Source organism: Limibacillus sp. MBR-115, assembly GCF_040549425.1.
In the GTDB taxonomy this organism is placed as follows: Bacteria; Pseudomonadota; Alphaproteobacteria; order Kiloniellales; family CECT-8803; genus Limibacillus; species Limibacillus halophilus.
Genome location: NZ_JBEPTJ010000008.1, coordinates 57208 through 73276, shown reverse-complemented (window position 1 = coordinate 73276; position 16069 = coordinate 57208). Strand labels below are relative to the sequence as shown.

Genomic DNA, 16069 nt, shown 5'->3' with positions numbered 1-16069 from the left:
CGGCGCTGACCGCCATTTGCCATTATTTGGGACATGGTCGCTTATGAACAATGCGTCGCCGATACTTCAACTATCCAAATCGCCTGGGGCTTGCGGAGGAGATGTCGGACCGGACCCTACCGACTGGGAGGCCGTCCGCCCTTGGCGCCGCAACACCCGTGCTTTGATGCGCTCACGCCGGATGGCGATGAATCGAACCGAGCGCGCTGAGAAAACAACGGCGCTGCTATCCAACCTCCGGGCCGCATTCGGCTTGTCCGATCCCAGTTGTATCGGCTTTTACTGGCCCTTCAAGGGCGAGCCGGACATGCGCGGCTTTGTGCGGGAGCAGATTCGTCATGGCGCTTCGGCAGCGCTTCCGGTGGTCGTCGAGAAAGCTGCGCCGGTCGAATTCTGGCGTTGGCAGCCCCGCCAACCCTTGGCGCGTGGCATATGGGACATCCCCATTCCGGCAGAGCGGGAGGTTGTGCTGCCGACAGTACTGTTGGTTCCGCTGCTGGGTTTCGATCAGCAAGGTTACCGTTTGGGGTATGGCGGCGGCTACTACGATCGGACGCTGGCCTCTTTCCGGCAACGTCCACATGCGATCGGCGTCGGTTTCGAGGTTGGCAGATTGGACTCAATTCATCCTTTTCCGCATGACATTCCGATGGATGTAATCGTGACGGAAGAGGGAATCTTCAGGAGGTAATCGGCATGGATTTCAACAGCGAGAGCTTTGACAGAGCATTCTTGACCCTCAATGCGCGCCGATTGGAGGAACGCTCGGTCGTTACCAAGGCAGCGCTGTTGGCGACACTGGGGACACTTTCCGTACTGATCTTGTACCTCCTTTACGCCGAAGTTCAGGTCATGACTTACCTTGCTGATGCCGGGGGGTTCGCCGCCGTCTTCTTGATCTATGGGGTCATGGTGCCCTTGGCGGGCGTCCTGTGGATCTGGTTGTTTAGCCGCCTGTTGCCGCTCTACTCCGACAGAAGCTGAGCGCCGGGTTTCGGGCGGGATTGCAGCAGTGACAGGCCTGACAATACCTGAATCGGGAACCTTTTCTTCCTTGTGTGCATCAAATGACTGTACGGCGCTTTTTGTCGCCGCAGGCATTCCAGATGTACGACAGCAAGGGAGATACTCCGTGTCCATTCAGAATCCTTTTCCGACCTCGTTCCTTTCCCGTGAACTCTTGACCAAGCCGTTGAATCGCCGTGTTGCCTTGGGCCGTCTTGGCGGCGGCGTTCTCAGCGCTGCGGCCGTTGCGCTTATGGCCGGGCAAGACAATGTTGCAAAGGCGCACAGCAGCGGCGATACCGCCAATGACGTAACGATCCTGAACACGGCGCTTAGCGCAGAATTGGAAGCGATCGCAGCCTATCAGGTCGGCGCTGAGAGCGGCTTGCTGAGCAAAGGCGTGTTGGGCGTGGCGGTGCAATTCCAAGGCCACCACAAGGAACATGCAGACGTTCTGGCTGACACCGTCAAGAAGTTGGGCGGAACACCCTCCGAAGCCAAGCAAGAGTACATGTTCCCGACCGATCAGTTGAAATCGGAGGCCGATGTGCTGCAGTTTGCCGCAGGACTTGAGCGCGGCGCGGTCAGCGCTTATCTGGGCGCTGTGCCACTGTTCGATAATCGCGACCTCGCAAAAGCAGCGGCCTCGATCCTTGGCGACGAAGCGATGCACTGGGCTGTCCTTCGTCAGGCACTGGGCGAGAACCCGGTTCCCTCCGCCTTCGTAAACTGATTACACCCTCTCTCCCCCGGGGCGGCACCTTTCCCTCTCTCCTCTGGTGCCGCCCCACTCGTTACTCATCCAAGTAGGAAAGGTTGAAGGAGATCATGCTTCGGCTTGCCTTATCTCTGGTTCTTTCAGTCTTCATGGCCTCGGTCGCGTCGGCAGAAACAGCAACGACCGGCGACCCGCAGCGTGGTGAAGACCTCTATGGGCGGTGTCTGGCTTGTCACGCGCAGAGTTATGACCGAACCGGCCCCAAACATTGTGGTCTGATGGGCCGGGCGGCGGGCGGCGTCGAGGGGTTCCACTACTCCAAGGCCCTTCGGAACTCCGGCATCATCTGGGATGCGCAATCCCTGGATCAATTCCTCGAAGCACCCCGTCGCGCGGTACCGGGAACGACGATGGCTTATGCTGGCATTCCCGACCAAAAGGACCGACAGGACTTGATCGCTTATATCGCTACCTTGACGCCGGAAAACCCTGCCTGCCAGTAGTCGCCGATCTAGCGGTACCTGTAGAACTGCCGAAAGGCGGCGCAACAGCGCTTCAGTCCATCATCGTCGATGTCCTTGTGCAAGACGAGCCGGATGGTCGGGCGCTGTCCGCCGATCAGGATACCTTTATCCCGCAAGTATAGGGCCAGCGCCGCATGGTCTTCTGTCCTTGGTGTGATGAAGACCATGTTGGAGGGGGCTGCCTGGCGTTGTACTTCCAGCCCATCGAATTGCGCCAAGGCGTCGGCCAAAAGCGCCGCGCGGCGGTGATCTTCCGCCAGGCGCTGGATGTTGTTCTCCAAAGCATAGAGCCCACAAGCGGCCAAGACCCCGACCTGGCGCAAGGCGCCGCCAAGAATTTTGCGTTGTCGCCGGGCGGCGGCAATGAAGTCTTCCGCGCCGACCAGCAGTGTCCCCGCCGGTGCGCCCAGACCTTTCGAAAGGCAGATGGAGACGCTGTCCGCGGGTGCGGCCAGTTCCGATGCCTGGATGTTCAGCGCCACTGCGGCATTGAAAAGCCGCGCACCGTCCAGATGGACACGCAAGCCAGCCTTTGCAGCCACTGCCGCGGGACCGGCAATGCGATCCGGCGACAAGACTTTTCCGGAAACGCTGTTCTCCAGGCACAGCAGTCGGGTCACCGGGTAGTGCGGGTCGTCGGGTTTAATAGCGGCGCGCACGGCTTCCGGGTCCAGGCCGCCATCGGCCTGCGTAGCAATGGGGCAGGGCATGATTCCACCCAACACAGCCGCGCCGCCCGCTTCGCTGGTATAGACGTGATAGCGGTCACCGGCGATGTACTCCTCGCCGCGCCCGCAGTGGGTGAGCAAGGCCGCGAGGTTGCTTTGCGTGCCGCTTGGAAAGAACAGAGCCGTTTGTTTGCCGAGAAGGGCGGCGCCTTTCTCCTCTAGTGCGGCGACTGTCGGGTCTTCGCCGTATACATCGTCCCCTACAATGGCGGCGGCCATGGCGGCACGCATGCCCTCGGACGGCTGGGTGACGGTATCGCTGCGCAGGTCAACAATCGTGACGCCGCTATCGGGCGTCTGGTTCGCCTGGGTCATCCCCTCGTACAAAGCAGATCTCCTGGTTCTCGGTGGGCAAGCATCAGATGCGGCCGTCCGGCAAGGCGGCCACTATGTGTACGCGCTGCGTCTCGCCGCCATTGAGCGCCGTATGATAGCCCCGTGTATCGGTGAAATACACCGATCCGTCGGCCGGCAAATGGGTGACATGATGGTTGACGATGAAGAGCGAGCCTGGGTTGGTGACAACCGGAATATGCAGCCGAGGTTCAGGGTCACGATGCCAGGAGTTGCAATTGTAGAGGCCCTTGGAAAGCACGCGCAATCTGCCGATCGTAAAGCGCTGGCTCAGCGCATGGTATACCTCCTCGAAATAGGTTCCCGCGAACATCGGGTCAAACTCGGAATAGGCAGCCTCATCGACATACTCTTCGCGCGGCACCTCCTCGTAGCTGTCGTCGGGGCGCAACCAGTAGCGGCCGGATAGGTCGTTCTCCGAAACCTCGGTCACGCCCGGTCGACGTGTGAGGGGCAAGGCGGCAAAGCCTTCGGCCTGCATATTGCCCTGGTAGTGAGCGCGCGAGAGGCAAACCGTCAAGGCCTCGCGTAATTTGGCGATGTCGAACATCAGATTTAGCCGGGCAATACCTGGGCCTGGAACGAAAGAGGCTACTGATCGCGTGTCCAGGCGTGTGGCCAACCAAGCTTTCATCCTGGTGCTATCGTCCTGAATCGAAACTGAATCCGCACCCATGGCACTTCCGCTCCTTAGCTTTTAAACGATCAGACTTTCAGATTATGAACGGGGAAATAGTCTAAAAATATTGGAATTTTGGCATTAATTAATGAGAAAAAATGATTAACTAGCGGCTATCGCTCCATGAAGGGAGTTTCAGCATGCGTCGCAGTCTACCGTCGACAACAGCCTTGCTTTGCTTTGAAGCGGCGGCACGAAGCGGCAGCTTCACCCAAGCTGCCGTAGAGGTAAATCTCAGTCAAAGCGCAGTTAGCAGGCAAATCGCCATTCTGGAGAATTTCCTACATCGCCCCCTCTTTACGAGGGTACGGCAGCGGGTCCGGCTGACCGACGCAGGCGCTCGATATCTGGCCGAGATCGTGCCGCTCTTGGAGGACTTGGAATCCACCACTCTCAGATTGCGTTCGTTCGACCTCCGGGAAGGCTCGATCAATGTTGGGGTTTACCCGACGCTCGGGTCCCGTTGGCTGCTGCCTCTCCTGTTGGCTTTCGCGGAGGCCCATCCGGAGTTCAGCACAAACAGCATCACCTATCTGAGGAACAAGGAGTTCGATCCGGAACGAATCGATATCGGGATCGTTCAGGGCGATCCCCCCTGGCGCGGCTTGCAATCGGATTTCCTGATGCCTGAGGATCTGGCCCCGGTGGCCTCGCCCCGATTGATCGATCGGTCGTTCGATGCGCCTGAGGAATTGCTGGAGTTCCGCAGTTTGCAGCACACCACACGACCGTTGTCCTGGCCAATTTGGTTCAAGAGCCTGGGGCGTGAGTTGGCCGCGCCCCCTTCCGGTCTCATGTTCTCGCAATTCGAGATGGTGATAGAGGCGGCACTATCCGGGCATGGCATTGCGATCCTGCCCTTGGTTCTGGTGCGTCGTGAACTGGCGGCGGGGCGGCTAATCCTCGCCCATAGTCATGTTGCCAGGCCGCAAAGCGCATACTATCTGGTGATCCCTGATGCCAAGCGCGCGACACCTAAGATAGAGTGCTTTCGCCGATGGATCTTGAGCCACACCATCGACGAACGCGCCGGGTCGGAGGAAGCCGCCGGACAGATGACGCGAGGTACCTGATTCATGGCTTTGTTGATAGACATCGACGATCCGGACTGGATGACCGATGAGAAGTTGGCCCACATTCTTCGCCCCTTGTTGCCCGGAGTCGATGTTCGTTGCGCGCGCGATGTTGGTACACCTGAGGCGATTGAGATGCTGGCGGTCGCACGCCTCAAACCCGGTCAGGCCAGACGCTTCCCTAACCTCAAGTTGATCCAGAAGTTGGGCGCCGGCGTCGAGACCATCGTTGCGCAACCCGATTTGCCGCCTGCGGTGAAAATCGCGCGCCTCAAGCCGGCAACGGCGGCCCGGGAGATTGCAGCCTTTAGCTTGGGCTATGTGCTGCGGGAGCAGCGCGATATGGCGTACTACGAAGACGCGCAGCGCAGCCGCGCTTGGTCACCCAGAGAGCCGCGAGAAGCTGCGGAAACAACGGTGGGTGTGTTGGGGCTTGGTCACATAGGGGGCCAGATAGCCGCAACTTTTGCCGCGCTCGGCTACAATGTTATGGGCTGGAGCCGGTCCCTCAAGACGCTTGAGGGCGTTGTTTGCCACGCGGGGCAGAAATCTTTCTTCCCCCTTTTGGGCGCCTGCGACTATGTGGTGTCGGCGCTGCCTTCTACACCGCAAACCCAAGACCTCCTCGGCTCCGCAGCTTTTGCGGCAATGAAACCGGGCAGCGTCTTGATCAACGTTGGTCGAGGCGATCTGATTGTCGAAGCGGCTTTGCTATCCGCCCTTGATAACGGCCATCTTTCCCGAGCTGTGCTTGATGTTCAGCGCCAGGAACCTCTGCCAAACGACCATCCTTTCTGGTCACATCCAAAAATCACCGTCACACCCCACGTTTCCGGATGGCATTTGACAGGGGGATTGGCGGACGTGGCCGAAAACTACAGGCGCTTGCAGGCGGGCCAACCGCTGCTCCACGAGGTGGATCGGAATGCGGGTTACTAGCGCTGGGTAACTGTTCTAGAGACCAGCGGCTTTCGCATGCTTGACGGGAGCGCCGTAGGTGTTTGGTATGGCGTCCTCAAAGGTTCGAATGAGGTCCAGGTTATCCTCGTCCTCCTGCGAGCCATGTATCAAGGCCTGATCGCTGTAGTTCTTGGCGGCGGGGTCCTTCAGAACGCGAGCGTGCAGGCGCTTGAGCTGCAGATAAAGCGCCAGCCATTTCAAATGCGTTGTCGTGATCTCCCAGGCCCGACGAGGATAGAAGATCAGAGGATTCTCGATCGGCAAGCCGGGCCGTCTTTGAAGCCGGACCTTGTGCCGGAAGAACCCGGCTTCCAACGGGTGCAGCTTTTCGATCGTCACGGACCCGTAGAAGGCGCCAAGTGTCAGGAAGAGTTGCTTGGTGTTCAGTCCTCGCGCGACGCCCCGACGCAGCACGGTTTCGATGTGTTCCAGCGTGTAATACTGCTTCCAGGCGTCCAGGTAGATCTGCTCCCAAGCCTGATCGCTCATAAGAGGGTGATGCGACACCCGATGGTTCAGGTCGTATTTGTTCAGGTCGGGGTCCATCCAGACCCCGTTGCGCGCCATCTTCTGGTGATCCTCCGAGCCTGGTAGAGGCGTCAGGAAAAAGAACTCGACGAGATCGAGCGGTAACTCCCGCTTCATGATCTCAATGTTGCGGCGAATCTTCTCGGGCGTGTCTTCGGGAAAACCCAAGATATACCCAGCATAGGTTACCACGCCCGCGTCCTTCCAGGCCTGGAGCATCTCCCGATACTCCCAGATCTTATTCTGGCGTTTCTTGGCGCTGAGCAGCGCCTCCGGGTCGATGTTTTCCAAGCCGATGAAGACGCGGTTGCAACCCGCACGGGCAGCCTTTTCAATGAATCCGGGCGATTTATGGCAGAGCGTGTCCACCTGGATGATGAACTTGAAGCGGAGGCCGTCGATCTCGCGCAACCGTATCAAGCGGTCGAGGATCGCTTCCCAGTTCTTGTTTCGGGCAAAGTTGTCGTCGGTGATGAAATAGCGCCGAATCCCTTGCGCGTCGTTCTCTCGAATGATCCGTTCGATGTCATCGGGCGTGCGGTATCGGGACTTGCGGCCCTGGACGTTGATAATCGTGCAAAAGGAGCATTGGAAGGGGCACCCGCGTCCGGAATCGAAGCTGGTGTAATGCCCGGCCGCGCGCGAAACCAGAGTGCTCGGCAGGAAGGGAGAAGGCGCGCCAGCCATGTCCGGCAAGGCAGCCATATAGTTGTAAAGCGGTTTGATTGTACCGTTGCAGGCGTCCAGTAAAATTTCGTCGATGCGGCCTTCCGCTTCACCCGCGTAAAGAGAAACGCCAAGCTTTTCAGCCTCGCGCAGTTCCGGCGGTATCTCCGGCAGCATGGCAAGGCAACCTGCGACGTGAAAGCCACCGACAATTACCGGGATATCGGCGGCGCGAAACTGCCGTGCCAATTCCAATGCCCTTGGGAATTGATTGGACTGCACCCCGACCAGGCCAACGAAGGAAGCATCTGCGGCCTTGCAGGAAGCGATGATGGCCTTGATCGGAATAATGCAATTGGTTTCGTCGTAGGCATCCAACTCAACTGCCATGCGCCCGGCCAAATCGGGCTCCTCCGCCCGGTCCCGGATGATGCCGTAGAGGGACGCTAGGGTGTTCGAGGGAATCGAAGAGCGATGCCACTGAATGACATAGCCGTCATCGTCATAGTGCGACGGCTTGATCAAAGCAACGCGCAGTCGTATTCGCTGGGGCATCGCGTGGTTCCTGTTCGGTGCCGCTACAGGGAATCCGGGTAATTCCCGTAACCGGAGCAATGAGCTTAAAACAATTACTCGGGTAGGTAAAATCGGATCGCTCGCAGTTACGGAGAGTCGGGTGCAGAAGGCTCTCGACTCGGCATGGTCAATCGCTTCACCCTGGACAGCCTGTGCAATGAACTATTTGCTGCAGGATAATGATTGGCTATTCAACGCTCACTCGATCAAGGGACACGCTAGCTATGCAGGGTCGTGAAACACAAACGAGAATGCCCCCCGTTCTTTCGAGGTCGCGCCGAACACGTCGCACGCCTTTTTCCGATCGCGTTGAAGCGCAGGGCGTCAAGGCTTACACCGTTTATAACCACATGCTCCTACCCACGGTGTTTGAATCCCTGGAGGCCGACTACCATCATCTGAAGCGGCAAGTACAGCTCTGGGACGTTTCCTGCGAGCGGCAGGTTCAGGTGCGAGGGCCCGACGCGCAGCGACTCGTTCAATTGCTCACGCCGCGCGATCTATCCGGTATGTCGGTCGGTCAATGTTTCTACACGCCGATGGTGGACGAAACCGGCGGCATGTTGAACGACCCGGTTACCTTGAAGCTTGCGGAAGACCGCTACTGGATTTCGATTGCCGATTCCGATCTCTTGCTATGGGTCAAGGGACTGGCGAATGGCATGCGGTTGGATGCCGCGGTCGACGAGCCGGACGTGTCGCCGCTGGCGGTTCAAGGACCCCGCGCCGACGACCTGATGGCGGCGGTCTTTGGCGAGGATATTCGTAGCTTGCGTTTCTTTCGATTTAGGGAAGTCAAACTCGACGGTCAGACGTTGATCGTTGCCCGGTCAGGTTATAGCAAACAGGGAGGCTTCGAGGTTTACTTGCAGGACTCCAGCTTCGGTGGCGCTCTGTGGGACAAGCTGTTCGAAGCGGGGCAAGCCTTTCAGGTGCGTGCAGGTTGTCCGAATTTGATTGAGCGGATTGAGGGGGGGTTGTTGTCTTACGGCAACGATATGACGCGTGAGAACACACCGCACGAATGTGGGCTTGGCCGCTTTTGCCAGACAGCTGACGCCATTGGCTGCATTGGCCGCGATGCTTTGATTCGCGCGTCAATGGAAGGACCGCAACGGATGATCCGAGGTTTGCGGATTGCGGGCGAAGCGCTGACACCGCCAACGCAGCCCTGGGCGATCCATGCCGACGACCAATGGGTTGGGCAGGTCACCTCGGCGGTTTGGTCGCCTGATTTCCGCTGCAACGTTGCGATAGGCATGCTGGAACTGGGTTGGTGGGATGAGGGGAGCGTTGTCGAGGTCGAGACGCCCTTTGGCAACCGCCAAGCGACGGTTTCGCAGCTCAACTTTTCTTAGCAGTCTAATGCTCAGCCAGTTCAACGACCGGGCCGCCGGTCGCCTGCGCGTCAGCGGCATCGTGAGTTACCAGGAGTGCCGGGAGCCCCGCTTGTCGAAGCCGGGCGAAGACCAGTCGCCGCAAATCATCCCTGAGACTCTGATCGAGTTTAGAGAAGGGTTCATCCAAAAGCACAGCGCGTGGTTCCGACAGCAAGACCCTGAGCAACGCTACCCGGGCCTTCTGTCCGCCCGACAGGGTCGCGGTATCCCGTTGCTCGAATCCCTGCAGTCCGGCTTCGGCAAGGGCGTCACACATGCGCTGCTTGCGGTTGGGAGTTCGACGGTCCATGCCGAACAGAAGGTTGCCGCCAACCGAAAGATGCGGGAACAGCAAGGGGTCTTGGAACAACAGTCCGATATGGCGGGCCTCGGCAGGTTTGGACGTGACATCCTCGCCATCGAGCAAGATGTTTCCCTGTGCCGAGAATATAGGGTCCAAGAAGCCCGCGACAAAAGCGAGGAGGGTTGATTTCCCCGATCCCGAAGGGCCCATCACAGTCAGAACCTCCCCCGGGCCGATCTCTGCGTTCAGCGAGAGCAAAACCTTTTCCTTGAGGCGGATCCGGATATCGTTCAACAGCAGCCGGTGGGCCATTAATGCACCTCTCTCAATTGGCGCCTGTGCCGCCACACCAGGCGCGGCAGCAATAATGCCAAGCCGAAGCCCAAGGCGGGAACGAGTGCCTGCACCAGGGCCCAGACGCCGATCACACGCCGGTCGCCGCCTGTGGCGAGCGCCACAGCTTCAGTCGTAATCGTGGGGACCCTGCCTGCGCCTAGCAACTGTGTAGGAAGGTACTGGCCGATACTGACGGCCAGCCCAATCGCCACCGCGGTCAGTATCGGGGTCGTAAGCATCGGTAGACGCACCGTCCAGAAGGCGCGGGTCGGCGTGTTGCCCAACGTGCGGGCAGCCATGATCCAGCGCGGGTCGAGCTGCCGGTAAGCCTCGGCCAGTGACAGATAAACATAAGGCAGGACGAACAACACATGACCGAACGCGACCGGCCAGAACCCCGGCCGAACGCCCACCGCCTCCAGCCCGATCAAGAGACCGAAGAGGAAGGCAACCTGCGGGACGATCAGCGGTAAATACAGAATACGCATCGCCCGTCGGCCAGCAGGATGGTTGCTACGGACTTCGTTCTCCAATGCCGCGAGAACCAGAACGAGCGATATCGACGTGGCCACCAAGCCAACGAGAAGCGCCGTTACGAAGGGGCCTTCTATGTTTGGCAAAGCACGAACCCAGTGTTTCACGGTGATCGCTTGGGGCAGCGTGTCGGGGAAACGCCAGAAGCCCGCAAAGGAACTGACGGCCAATCCGGCCAGTCCCGCGAAAGCGGCAAACGCGGCCAACGTGATTCCGCCGGCTCCTGCTTTTGCCAGCAAGCGGTCGCAGTGGCCTTTGCGCCCGTTCGTGTACCAGGCGCGTGCGCAAAACCCCAAGAGGCGCTCCATGAGATGCCAGGTCAGAAGTGCTGAAAAGGTCACTAGAAGTTGCAGCAGCGCACCGGCCGAGGCCACGAAGCGCAGCGACAGGTCGGGGTCGTTTAACCAGCGGACCACCGCCACGCTGAGGGTCGGTGGATTGGTCGGCCCCAAAATCAAGGCGACGTCGACTGTCGATGAGGCAAAGGCGATGACGGCGTAGATGGGCAATCGGATCAGCGGATAAAGTCCCGGCGCCACCGCTTTGAGCCATGCGGTTACGGGGCCGTATCCAAGCGACCGCGCCACGGCCAAGCGGCGCGGCGAATCGATCTGTGGCAATGCAGCCAGGCTCATCAGGAGCAGGAAGGGTATTTCCTTGGCTATGAGTCCGGCCATCATCGCCAATCCCGAGGGATCATGTACAATCAACAAGTCCGGTGGCCTGTCCCATCCTGTCAGCCAGGGTGAAAGGAAGCGCACGATCAACCCGGAAGGCGCAATCAGAAAGGCGAGGCCGAACGCAGCCGCGGCATGCGGTATCGAAAGCAGCGGTGAAATCGCCCGTTTGAGCCAGCGGTCCAGCCATGTGCCGCCCGAACCCGATAGAAAAAGAAACACGATGGCCAAGGAAACGGCAGGTGTAATCAAGCCGCTTGCCAGGCTGATCCAAACCGAAGTCCAGAGGCCCGGCCGCTGAAACAGGTGTGCCCAATGTTCGAGCGTGAGGCTCGAACCACCAAGCGTAGGCATCCAACCAAATGCCGGCAGGAAAGCGCCAGCGATCCCGGCCAATATTGGGCCAACCAGAAGCGCCACGGTCAGATAGGGAACGACTCTCAACACGACAGCACGAGCCTAAGGCATGGGTGCGTGCCGGATTTCATTACTGGTCCGTGTAGCGCCGCTGCCACTCAGCCTCCAAATGCTCCATCCAACTTGGGTGCGGTTCCGGAATGATGGCCCCCAACTCATCAGGCTTGAGTGATGCGACACCGAGGTCAAGGCGATCGAACAGAGCGCGCTCGTCGGGATCTAGGCGATCCATGACCAGCACGGTCTCGCCACCCCAGATAGCGGGGTCCTGCTTGCGTGCCTGCGCTTCTGGGGACAGCAGGAAATTGGCGAGAACCATCGCGCCAGCCTTGTTGCTGGCATTGAAGGGAATGGCCAGAAAACTCACGTTTCCTATAGTGCCGCCGTCCAAGACGAAGCTGCGAACCGTATCCGGGAACTCGCCGTTGGCAATGGCGGAGGAGGCTTCGGCAGGGTTGAACGACAGGCTGATGGCGATCTCGCTGTCGGCTAACAGGCGGCGCATCTCTGTGCTGTTCGCCGGAAAGGCGCGGCCTTGCCGCCAGAGTTGGGGGTGAAGCGTGTCGAGATAGCTCCAGAGTGGCGCGGAGACGACCGCGAAATCGGATTCTTCGACTGGCCGGTAGAGAGGGGCTGTGTCGGGCACCAGCTTCAACAGCGCTTGCTTGAGGAAAGTCGACCCTAGGAAATTGGGCGGGAGCGGATAGGTGAAACGACCGGGGTTCGCCGTCGCCCACTCCAATAGCGCCGCCAGTGTTGTCGGGGGTTCGGATACGAATGCTTGGTCATAATAAAAAACGATCTGCGCCTTCCCCCAGGGTGCCTCGTACCCCTCGACAGGCACGGTAAAATCGTTGCGCACGCCGGGATTGTTGTCGGGGTCGGTCAGCGGGAAGTTGGGCAGGGACTCCGCCCAGGGACCGAACAGCAGGCCGTTGCGTTTCATCGACGCAAAGTTCTCGCCGTTGATCCAGATGAGATCGACGGCCCCGCCCGTCAGGGTTCCGGCGGCTTTCTCCGCGACGACCCGTGACACCGCTTCGGCGGTGTCACCAAGCTTCACGTGGACAACGTCGACTCCATAACGCTCGGCCACCTGCTTGCCGGCCCAGGCGATGTAATCATTGGTTCGCGGTTCGCCTGCCCAGGCGTTCCAGTAAACCGTCTGCCCTTTCGCCTCTTCAAGCACGGCCGACCAATTTCCCGGGTCAGGTTCGGCGGCCCGGAGCGATAGAGGAAACTGGAGCGCCAGAAGGATAAGGACGGCAAAGACTTGCAGGCGTAGGGGCATCGGAAGCTCTCCTATCGGGGGCGGCTATGGAATACTATCGGCTATTCGGCGGTCTCGAGGGAAGATCGCCTTTGACGATCGGCTTCCCGCTTGCTTCGGAGTTGCTCCAGAAGCGGCCCCATGACTGTTTCATGGAACCGGTCGCAACCTATGCAGAGATTTGCGTAGTCGTCGCCCTTGGGTGTCTTGGTGTGACAGGCGGCTTCAAAATCCGCTACGCTCCAGCCCTGCGCCAGACCCATTTTCCCAGGGTCGCCGGCATTGATGGCCTCATAGACTGGATGCCCCACCAGAGAATCGAGTATCTCCAGTAACGGTTCCTCGGTCAGGTTGCCCAACGCGCGCCCGGTTTTCATACAGCAGGGGAAGACCTGGCCCGTCGGTTCAATGGCGACTTCCGAGCCTGAGAAACGGTGATCCAAGAACCCAAGGCCACCAGACCAGGCGTTGCAAAAATTGTCGGCCATCGTGGCTTTCGACAGGCCGTTTTTCCAGGCACGGCCACGCGGCCAAAGCTTGCCGATCCAGGCATCCTCGGTTGCCCCGAAGAAGCTGTAAATCGGGCCTGCTTCATCCGTCCATTTACGTTTGGTGGCGTCGAGTCCGGACGGGTGCATGCCTGCAGCTTTAAATATGGCGGTCACTTTCTCCTGAAGGACTCGTTTCTTGTCGCCTTCCATGCCGACGTGGAAATCGTCGATGCCAGCAACGGAAATCATCCAGACTCCGCGGGCAAGAAGTTCCGTCACGATGTCCTTTGTCACCAGATCGCCGGTCGTCTGGACCACGATCTTGACGCCGCCCCTGTTGGCGTACTTGGCACGTAATCCCTCGATGATGGGATAGAGAACGCGCGTGCGCACGGGATCGGTAAGCACCTCGCCGCCGGACAGAATGATTCGCCCGACCTTCTCGCGAAATCCGCCGGGCGCGGTCACGTCCGGTTCGTCGCGATCCAGAAAGGTCATGCGATCCGGCAGGTTGGCGATGATGCGCGGCGCACTTGCCTCGGCCTCGGCGACGACGCCTTCCAATGCGTCGCGCGCATAGGGATGAAACCGGTCCTCGTAGCAGTGTTTGCAGCGGCGGTGGCAATGCCAGCAGATCGAATAGTAAATCGATTCCATGGAAATTCCGTCTCATCAAAAAAACAGGTTAGGCAATTTATCCGAATCCTTGCGCCAAGGAGAGAGCGGTAACTTCACATCTGCGTTAGACCCGGATATCCGCGGTAGACGGAGGACCTGACGTTTGCGGTGGCCACAGGTTCTCCCGCGTCACCGGCCGTGTCGTTACATTAGAATTCTGGTATGGGATCGACGGGCAGTCTATGTTGCCGGGCAAATGGGCGACCAGAGGGTTGCTGTGCACCATCAGTTGTGAGGTTTTTCGAATACCATGGACATGTTGAAGATCATAGCGCCGCCAATTCATTCCGAAGGGTGGAAGTTCATAGGCATTTTTGCCGCAGTGACGCTTGTTCTGTTCTTGTTTATCGAACCACTTGGTTGGATTGGGGCGGGCGCGACCCTCTGGTGCTACTATTTCTTCCGTGATCCCGAGCGGGCGACGCCGCTGCGCGAAGGACTTGTGATTTCACCTGCCGACGGCAAGGTTTGCAGTGTCGCCGCGGTAGCGCCGCCTTCGACTCTGGGCCTTGGTGATGAGCCGCGCGTGCGGGTCTCCATTTTCATGAACGTGTTCAATTGCCATGTGAATCGCTTGCCGATCGCTGGACGTATTACCAAAATCGTTTATACGCCGGGCAAGTTCTTGAATGCCTCACTCGATAAGGCCAGCGAGGATAACGAGCGCAATGCCCTGGCAGTAGAAATTGACGGCGGCTATGGCGATCTCGGCGTTGTGCAGATCGCCGGGCTTGTCGCCCGCCGTATCCTCTGCGAAGTGGAGGAAGATCGTCACCTTGAAACTGGAGAACGCTTTGGGATGATCCGTTTTGGCAGCCGCTTGGATGTCTATTTACCGGTTGGGTCCGCCTCGCTGGTCGCCGTGGGACAAACCGCGGTCGCGGGCGAAACGGTCATTGCCGATCTGACAAGCAAGGAGGCGCAGCGTGGCGCCAGGATTAGCTGATGCCCGAATCCCGCCGCCGTAAGGCTATTCCAATCCGATTCTTGATTCCCAGCCTGATGACGGTGCTGGCGATTTGCGCCGGTCTGACCTCCATCCGTTTTGCCATCGACGGGCGGCAGACGATGGCCGTTTATCTTATACTGCTGGCCGCCTTGCTGGACGGCATGGATGGTCGCGTGGCCCGCTTGTTGAAGGGCACCAGCAAGTTCGGCGCAGAGCTCGACTCCCTCGCCGATTTCGTCAATTTCGGCGTTGCTCCTGGATTGCTGCTCTACCTAAGCCTTCTTCAGGGGACCGGGCCGCTGGCCTGGTTGTCCGCCTTGATCTTCGTGATCTGCTGCGGCCTGCGCTTGGCGCGCTTCAATGTGATGGCACAGGCGACCGACGGACCAGCCTGGGGAAAAGAGTTCTATGTCGGCGTGCCTGCGCCAGCCGCGGGCTTGTTGGCATTGCTCCCGTTGTTCCTCCATTTCCTCGGCGTATCGGTAATCGAGGGCGCGCCGGTACTGGCGGCCTTCTATCTCATTTTCGTTGGTTTTCTCGCGGTCAGCCGGATACCGACCTTTGCAGTCAAGAAGGTCAGCATTCGGCGGGATTTACTGTTCCCGACCCTGTTGGGCATGGCGGCTTTCGTGGCGTTCCTCTTCACCAACGTCTGGCTGGCGATGACCTTGGGATCGCTTCTCTATCTTGGAAGCTTGCCGCTGTCATTGCGGGCCAAGCGCCGCCGCTTCGGCAAGGGCGAAGACGGCTAAGGAATCAACAGATTTGTGTGAGATTGAGGGGGCGTGCGATGCCTGATCTTTTCTTTTATGGAACATTGCGCGATGCGCTGGTGCGCGAACGAGTGATCGGTCGGGCCGGTGCGCTGCAGGACCTGAGGAGCGCCACGCTTTCCGGTTTTGCCGTGCGCCGGGTGCGTGGCACGGCGTACCCCATGCTGGTAGCAGAGGAGGGAGCCAGGGCCGAGGGAATTGTTATGATCGGCTTGGTTTATGACGAAATCGCGCGCCTAGACCGGTTTGAAGGTGTGAACTATCGGCGCGTGGCCGGCGATGTGATGTTGGGCGATGGCTGGTCCTCGGTAGAGTTCTATCTGCCATCCAGACCGCTTCCCCAGGACAAGGACCCTTGGGTCTTCGAGCAGTGGCAGCGTGAGGATCGCGATCGCTTTTTTCATCGTGATTTCAATCTTGAGGGTGTGAAGCCGCCCGCCTGATCGATGC

The 16069-nt window shown here is 59.3% G+C and carries 17 protein-coding genes; 10 read left to right on the top strand and 7 right to left on the bottom strand.

All coding sequences use genetic code 11. The features are described 5' to 3' along the window. Nucleotides 1–43: 43 nt before the first annotated feature. From ABIE63_RS15000 to ABIE63_RS14985, 4 genes are all read left to right on the top strand, one after another. Nucleotides 44–691: a 5-formyltetrahydrofolate cyclo-ligase gene (locus ABIE63_RS15000; RefSeq protein ID WP_354505484.1), complete on the top strand. Its 648-nt coding sequence runs from the start codon at nt 44–46 to the stop codon at nt 689–691. Nucleotides 692–696: 5 nt separating this feature from the next. Next, a complete protein-coding gene (locus ABIE63_RS14995; RefSeq protein WP_354505481.1) occupies nt 697–984 on the top strand; it encodes a hypothetical protein in 288 nt (95 codons plus the stop codon). A 148-nt stretch (nt 985–1132) separates the two neighbouring features. After that, nucleotides 1133–1738: a ferritin-like domain-containing protein gene (locus ABIE63_RS14990; protein WP_221205884.1), complete on the top strand. Its 606-nt coding sequence runs from the start codon at nt 1133–1135 to the stop codon at nt 1736–1738. 95 nt (nt 1739–1833) lie between these two features. Further along, on the top strand, nt 1834–2226 hold the full coding sequence (locus tag ABIE63_RS14985) for a cytochrome c family protein (protein ID WP_183417067.1): 393 nt from the start codon (nt 1834–1836) through the stop codon (nt 2224–2226). Nucleotides 2227–2234: 8 nt separating this feature from the next. On the opposite strand, the gene ltaE is transcribed toward ABIE63_RS14985, so the two are convergent. Together ltaE and ABIE63_RS14975 are read right to left on the bottom strand one after the other, a co-directional pair. Then, complete coding sequence (gene ltaE / locus ABIE63_RS14980) at nt 2235–3290, bottom strand: low-specificity L-threonine aldolase (RefSeq protein WP_354505478.1); 1056 nt, start codon at nt 3288–3290, stop codon at nt 2235–2237. Nucleotides 3291–3333: 43 nt separating this feature from the next. Beyond that, on the bottom strand, nt 3334–4005 hold the full coding sequence (locus ABIE63_RS14975; protein WP_354505476.1) for a hypothetical protein: 672 nt from the start codon (nt 4003–4005) through the stop codon (nt 3334–3336). A 143-nt stretch (nt 4006–4148) separates the two neighbouring features. Between ABIE63_RS14975 and ABIE63_RS14970 the strand changes: the two genes are divergently transcribed. Both ABIE63_RS14970 and ABIE63_RS14965 read left to right on the top strand, forming a co-directional pair. Then, on the top strand, nt 4149–5081 hold the full coding sequence (locus tag ABIE63_RS14970) for a LysR substrate-binding domain-containing protein (RefSeq protein WP_354505473.1): 933 nt from the start codon (nt 4149–4151) through the stop codon (nt 5079–5081). Between the two features lie 3 nt (nt 5082–5084). Further along, nucleotides 5085–6020 carry a glyoxylate/hydroxypyruvate reductase A gene (locus tag ABIE63_RS14965; protein ID WP_183417071.1) on the top strand — a complete coding sequence of 312 codons (936 nt, stop codon included), beginning with the start codon at nt 5085–5087 and terminating at the stop codon, nt 6018–6020. Between the two features lie 15 nt (nt 6021–6035). On the opposite strand, the gene ABIE63_RS14960 is transcribed toward ABIE63_RS14965, so the two are convergent. After that, entirely contained in the window at nt 6036–7790 is a 1755-nt protein-coding gene (locus ABIE63_RS14960) for a radical SAM protein (RefSeq protein WP_354505470.1), read from the bottom strand. Nucleotides 7791–8035: 245 nt separating this feature from the next. On the opposite strand from ABIE63_RS14960, the gene ABIE63_RS14955 reads away from it, so the two are divergent. Next, entirely contained in the window at nt 8036–9169 is a 1134-nt protein-coding gene (locus ABIE63_RS14955) for a dimethylsulfoniopropionate demethylase (RefSeq protein ID WP_354505467.1), read from the top strand. A gap of 4 nt (nt 9170–9173) precedes the next feature. On the opposite strand, the gene ABIE63_RS14950 is transcribed toward ABIE63_RS14955, so the two are convergent. Genes ABIE63_RS14950 through ABIE63_RS14935 form a run of 4 tightly spaced genes read right to left on the bottom strand, consistent with a single transcriptional unit; the run spans nt 9174 to nt 13876 of the window. Then, nucleotides 9174–9806 (bottom strand): ATP-binding cassette domain-containing protein, encoded by a 633-nt coding sequence (locus ABIE63_RS14950; protein ID WP_354505464.1) that lies wholly within the window; start codon nt 9804–9806, stop codon nt 9174–9176. Beyond that, on the bottom strand, nt 9806–11488 hold the full coding sequence (locus ABIE63_RS14945) for an ABC transporter permease subunit (protein ID WP_354505461.1): 1683 nt from the start codon (nt 11486–11488) through the stop codon (nt 9806–9808). The genes ABIE63_RS14950 and ABIE63_RS14945 overlap by 1 nt, the downstream gene beginning before the upstream one ends. Nucleotides 11489–11528: 40 nt before the next feature. Then, nucleotides 11529–12749 (bottom strand): ABC transporter substrate-binding protein, encoded by a 1221-nt coding sequence (locus tag ABIE63_RS14940; RefSeq protein WP_354505458.1) that lies wholly within the window; start codon nt 12747–12749, stop codon nt 11529–11531. 41 nt (nt 12750–12790) lie between these two features. Beyond that, a complete protein-coding gene (locus tag ABIE63_RS14935; protein ID WP_354505455.1) occupies nt 12791–13876 on the bottom strand; it encodes a radical SAM/SPASM domain-containing protein in 1086 nt (361 codons plus the stop codon). A 271-nt stretch (nt 13877–14147) separates the two neighbouring features. Here ABIE63_RS14935 and ABIE63_RS14930 point away from each other — a divergent pair, with 271 nt between their 5' ends. The 3 genes from ABIE63_RS14930 to ABIE63_RS14920 are packed head-to-tail and all read left to right on the top strand — an operon-like array spanning nt 14148 to nt 16062. After that, nucleotides 14148–14843 carry a phosphatidylserine decarboxylase gene (locus ABIE63_RS14930; RefSeq protein WP_354505452.1) on the top strand — a complete coding sequence of 232 codons (696 nt, stop codon included), beginning with the start codon at nt 14148–14150 and terminating at the stop codon, nt 14841–14843. After that, entirely contained in the window at nt 14843–15598 is a 756-nt protein-coding gene (pssA, locus tag ABIE63_RS14925) for a CDP-diacylglycerol--serine O-phosphatidyltransferase (RefSeq protein WP_183417078.1), read from the top strand. Before ABIE63_RS14930 ends, pssA begins: the two co-directional genes overlap by 1 nt. Before the next feature lie 38 nt (nt 15599–15636). Next, nucleotides 15637–16062, top strand: coding sequence for a gamma-glutamylcyclotransferase family protein (locus ABIE63_RS14920; RefSeq protein WP_354505449.1), 426 nt, complete (start codon nt 15637–15639; stop codon nt 16060–16062). Nucleotides 16063–16069: the final 7 nt, after the last annotated feature.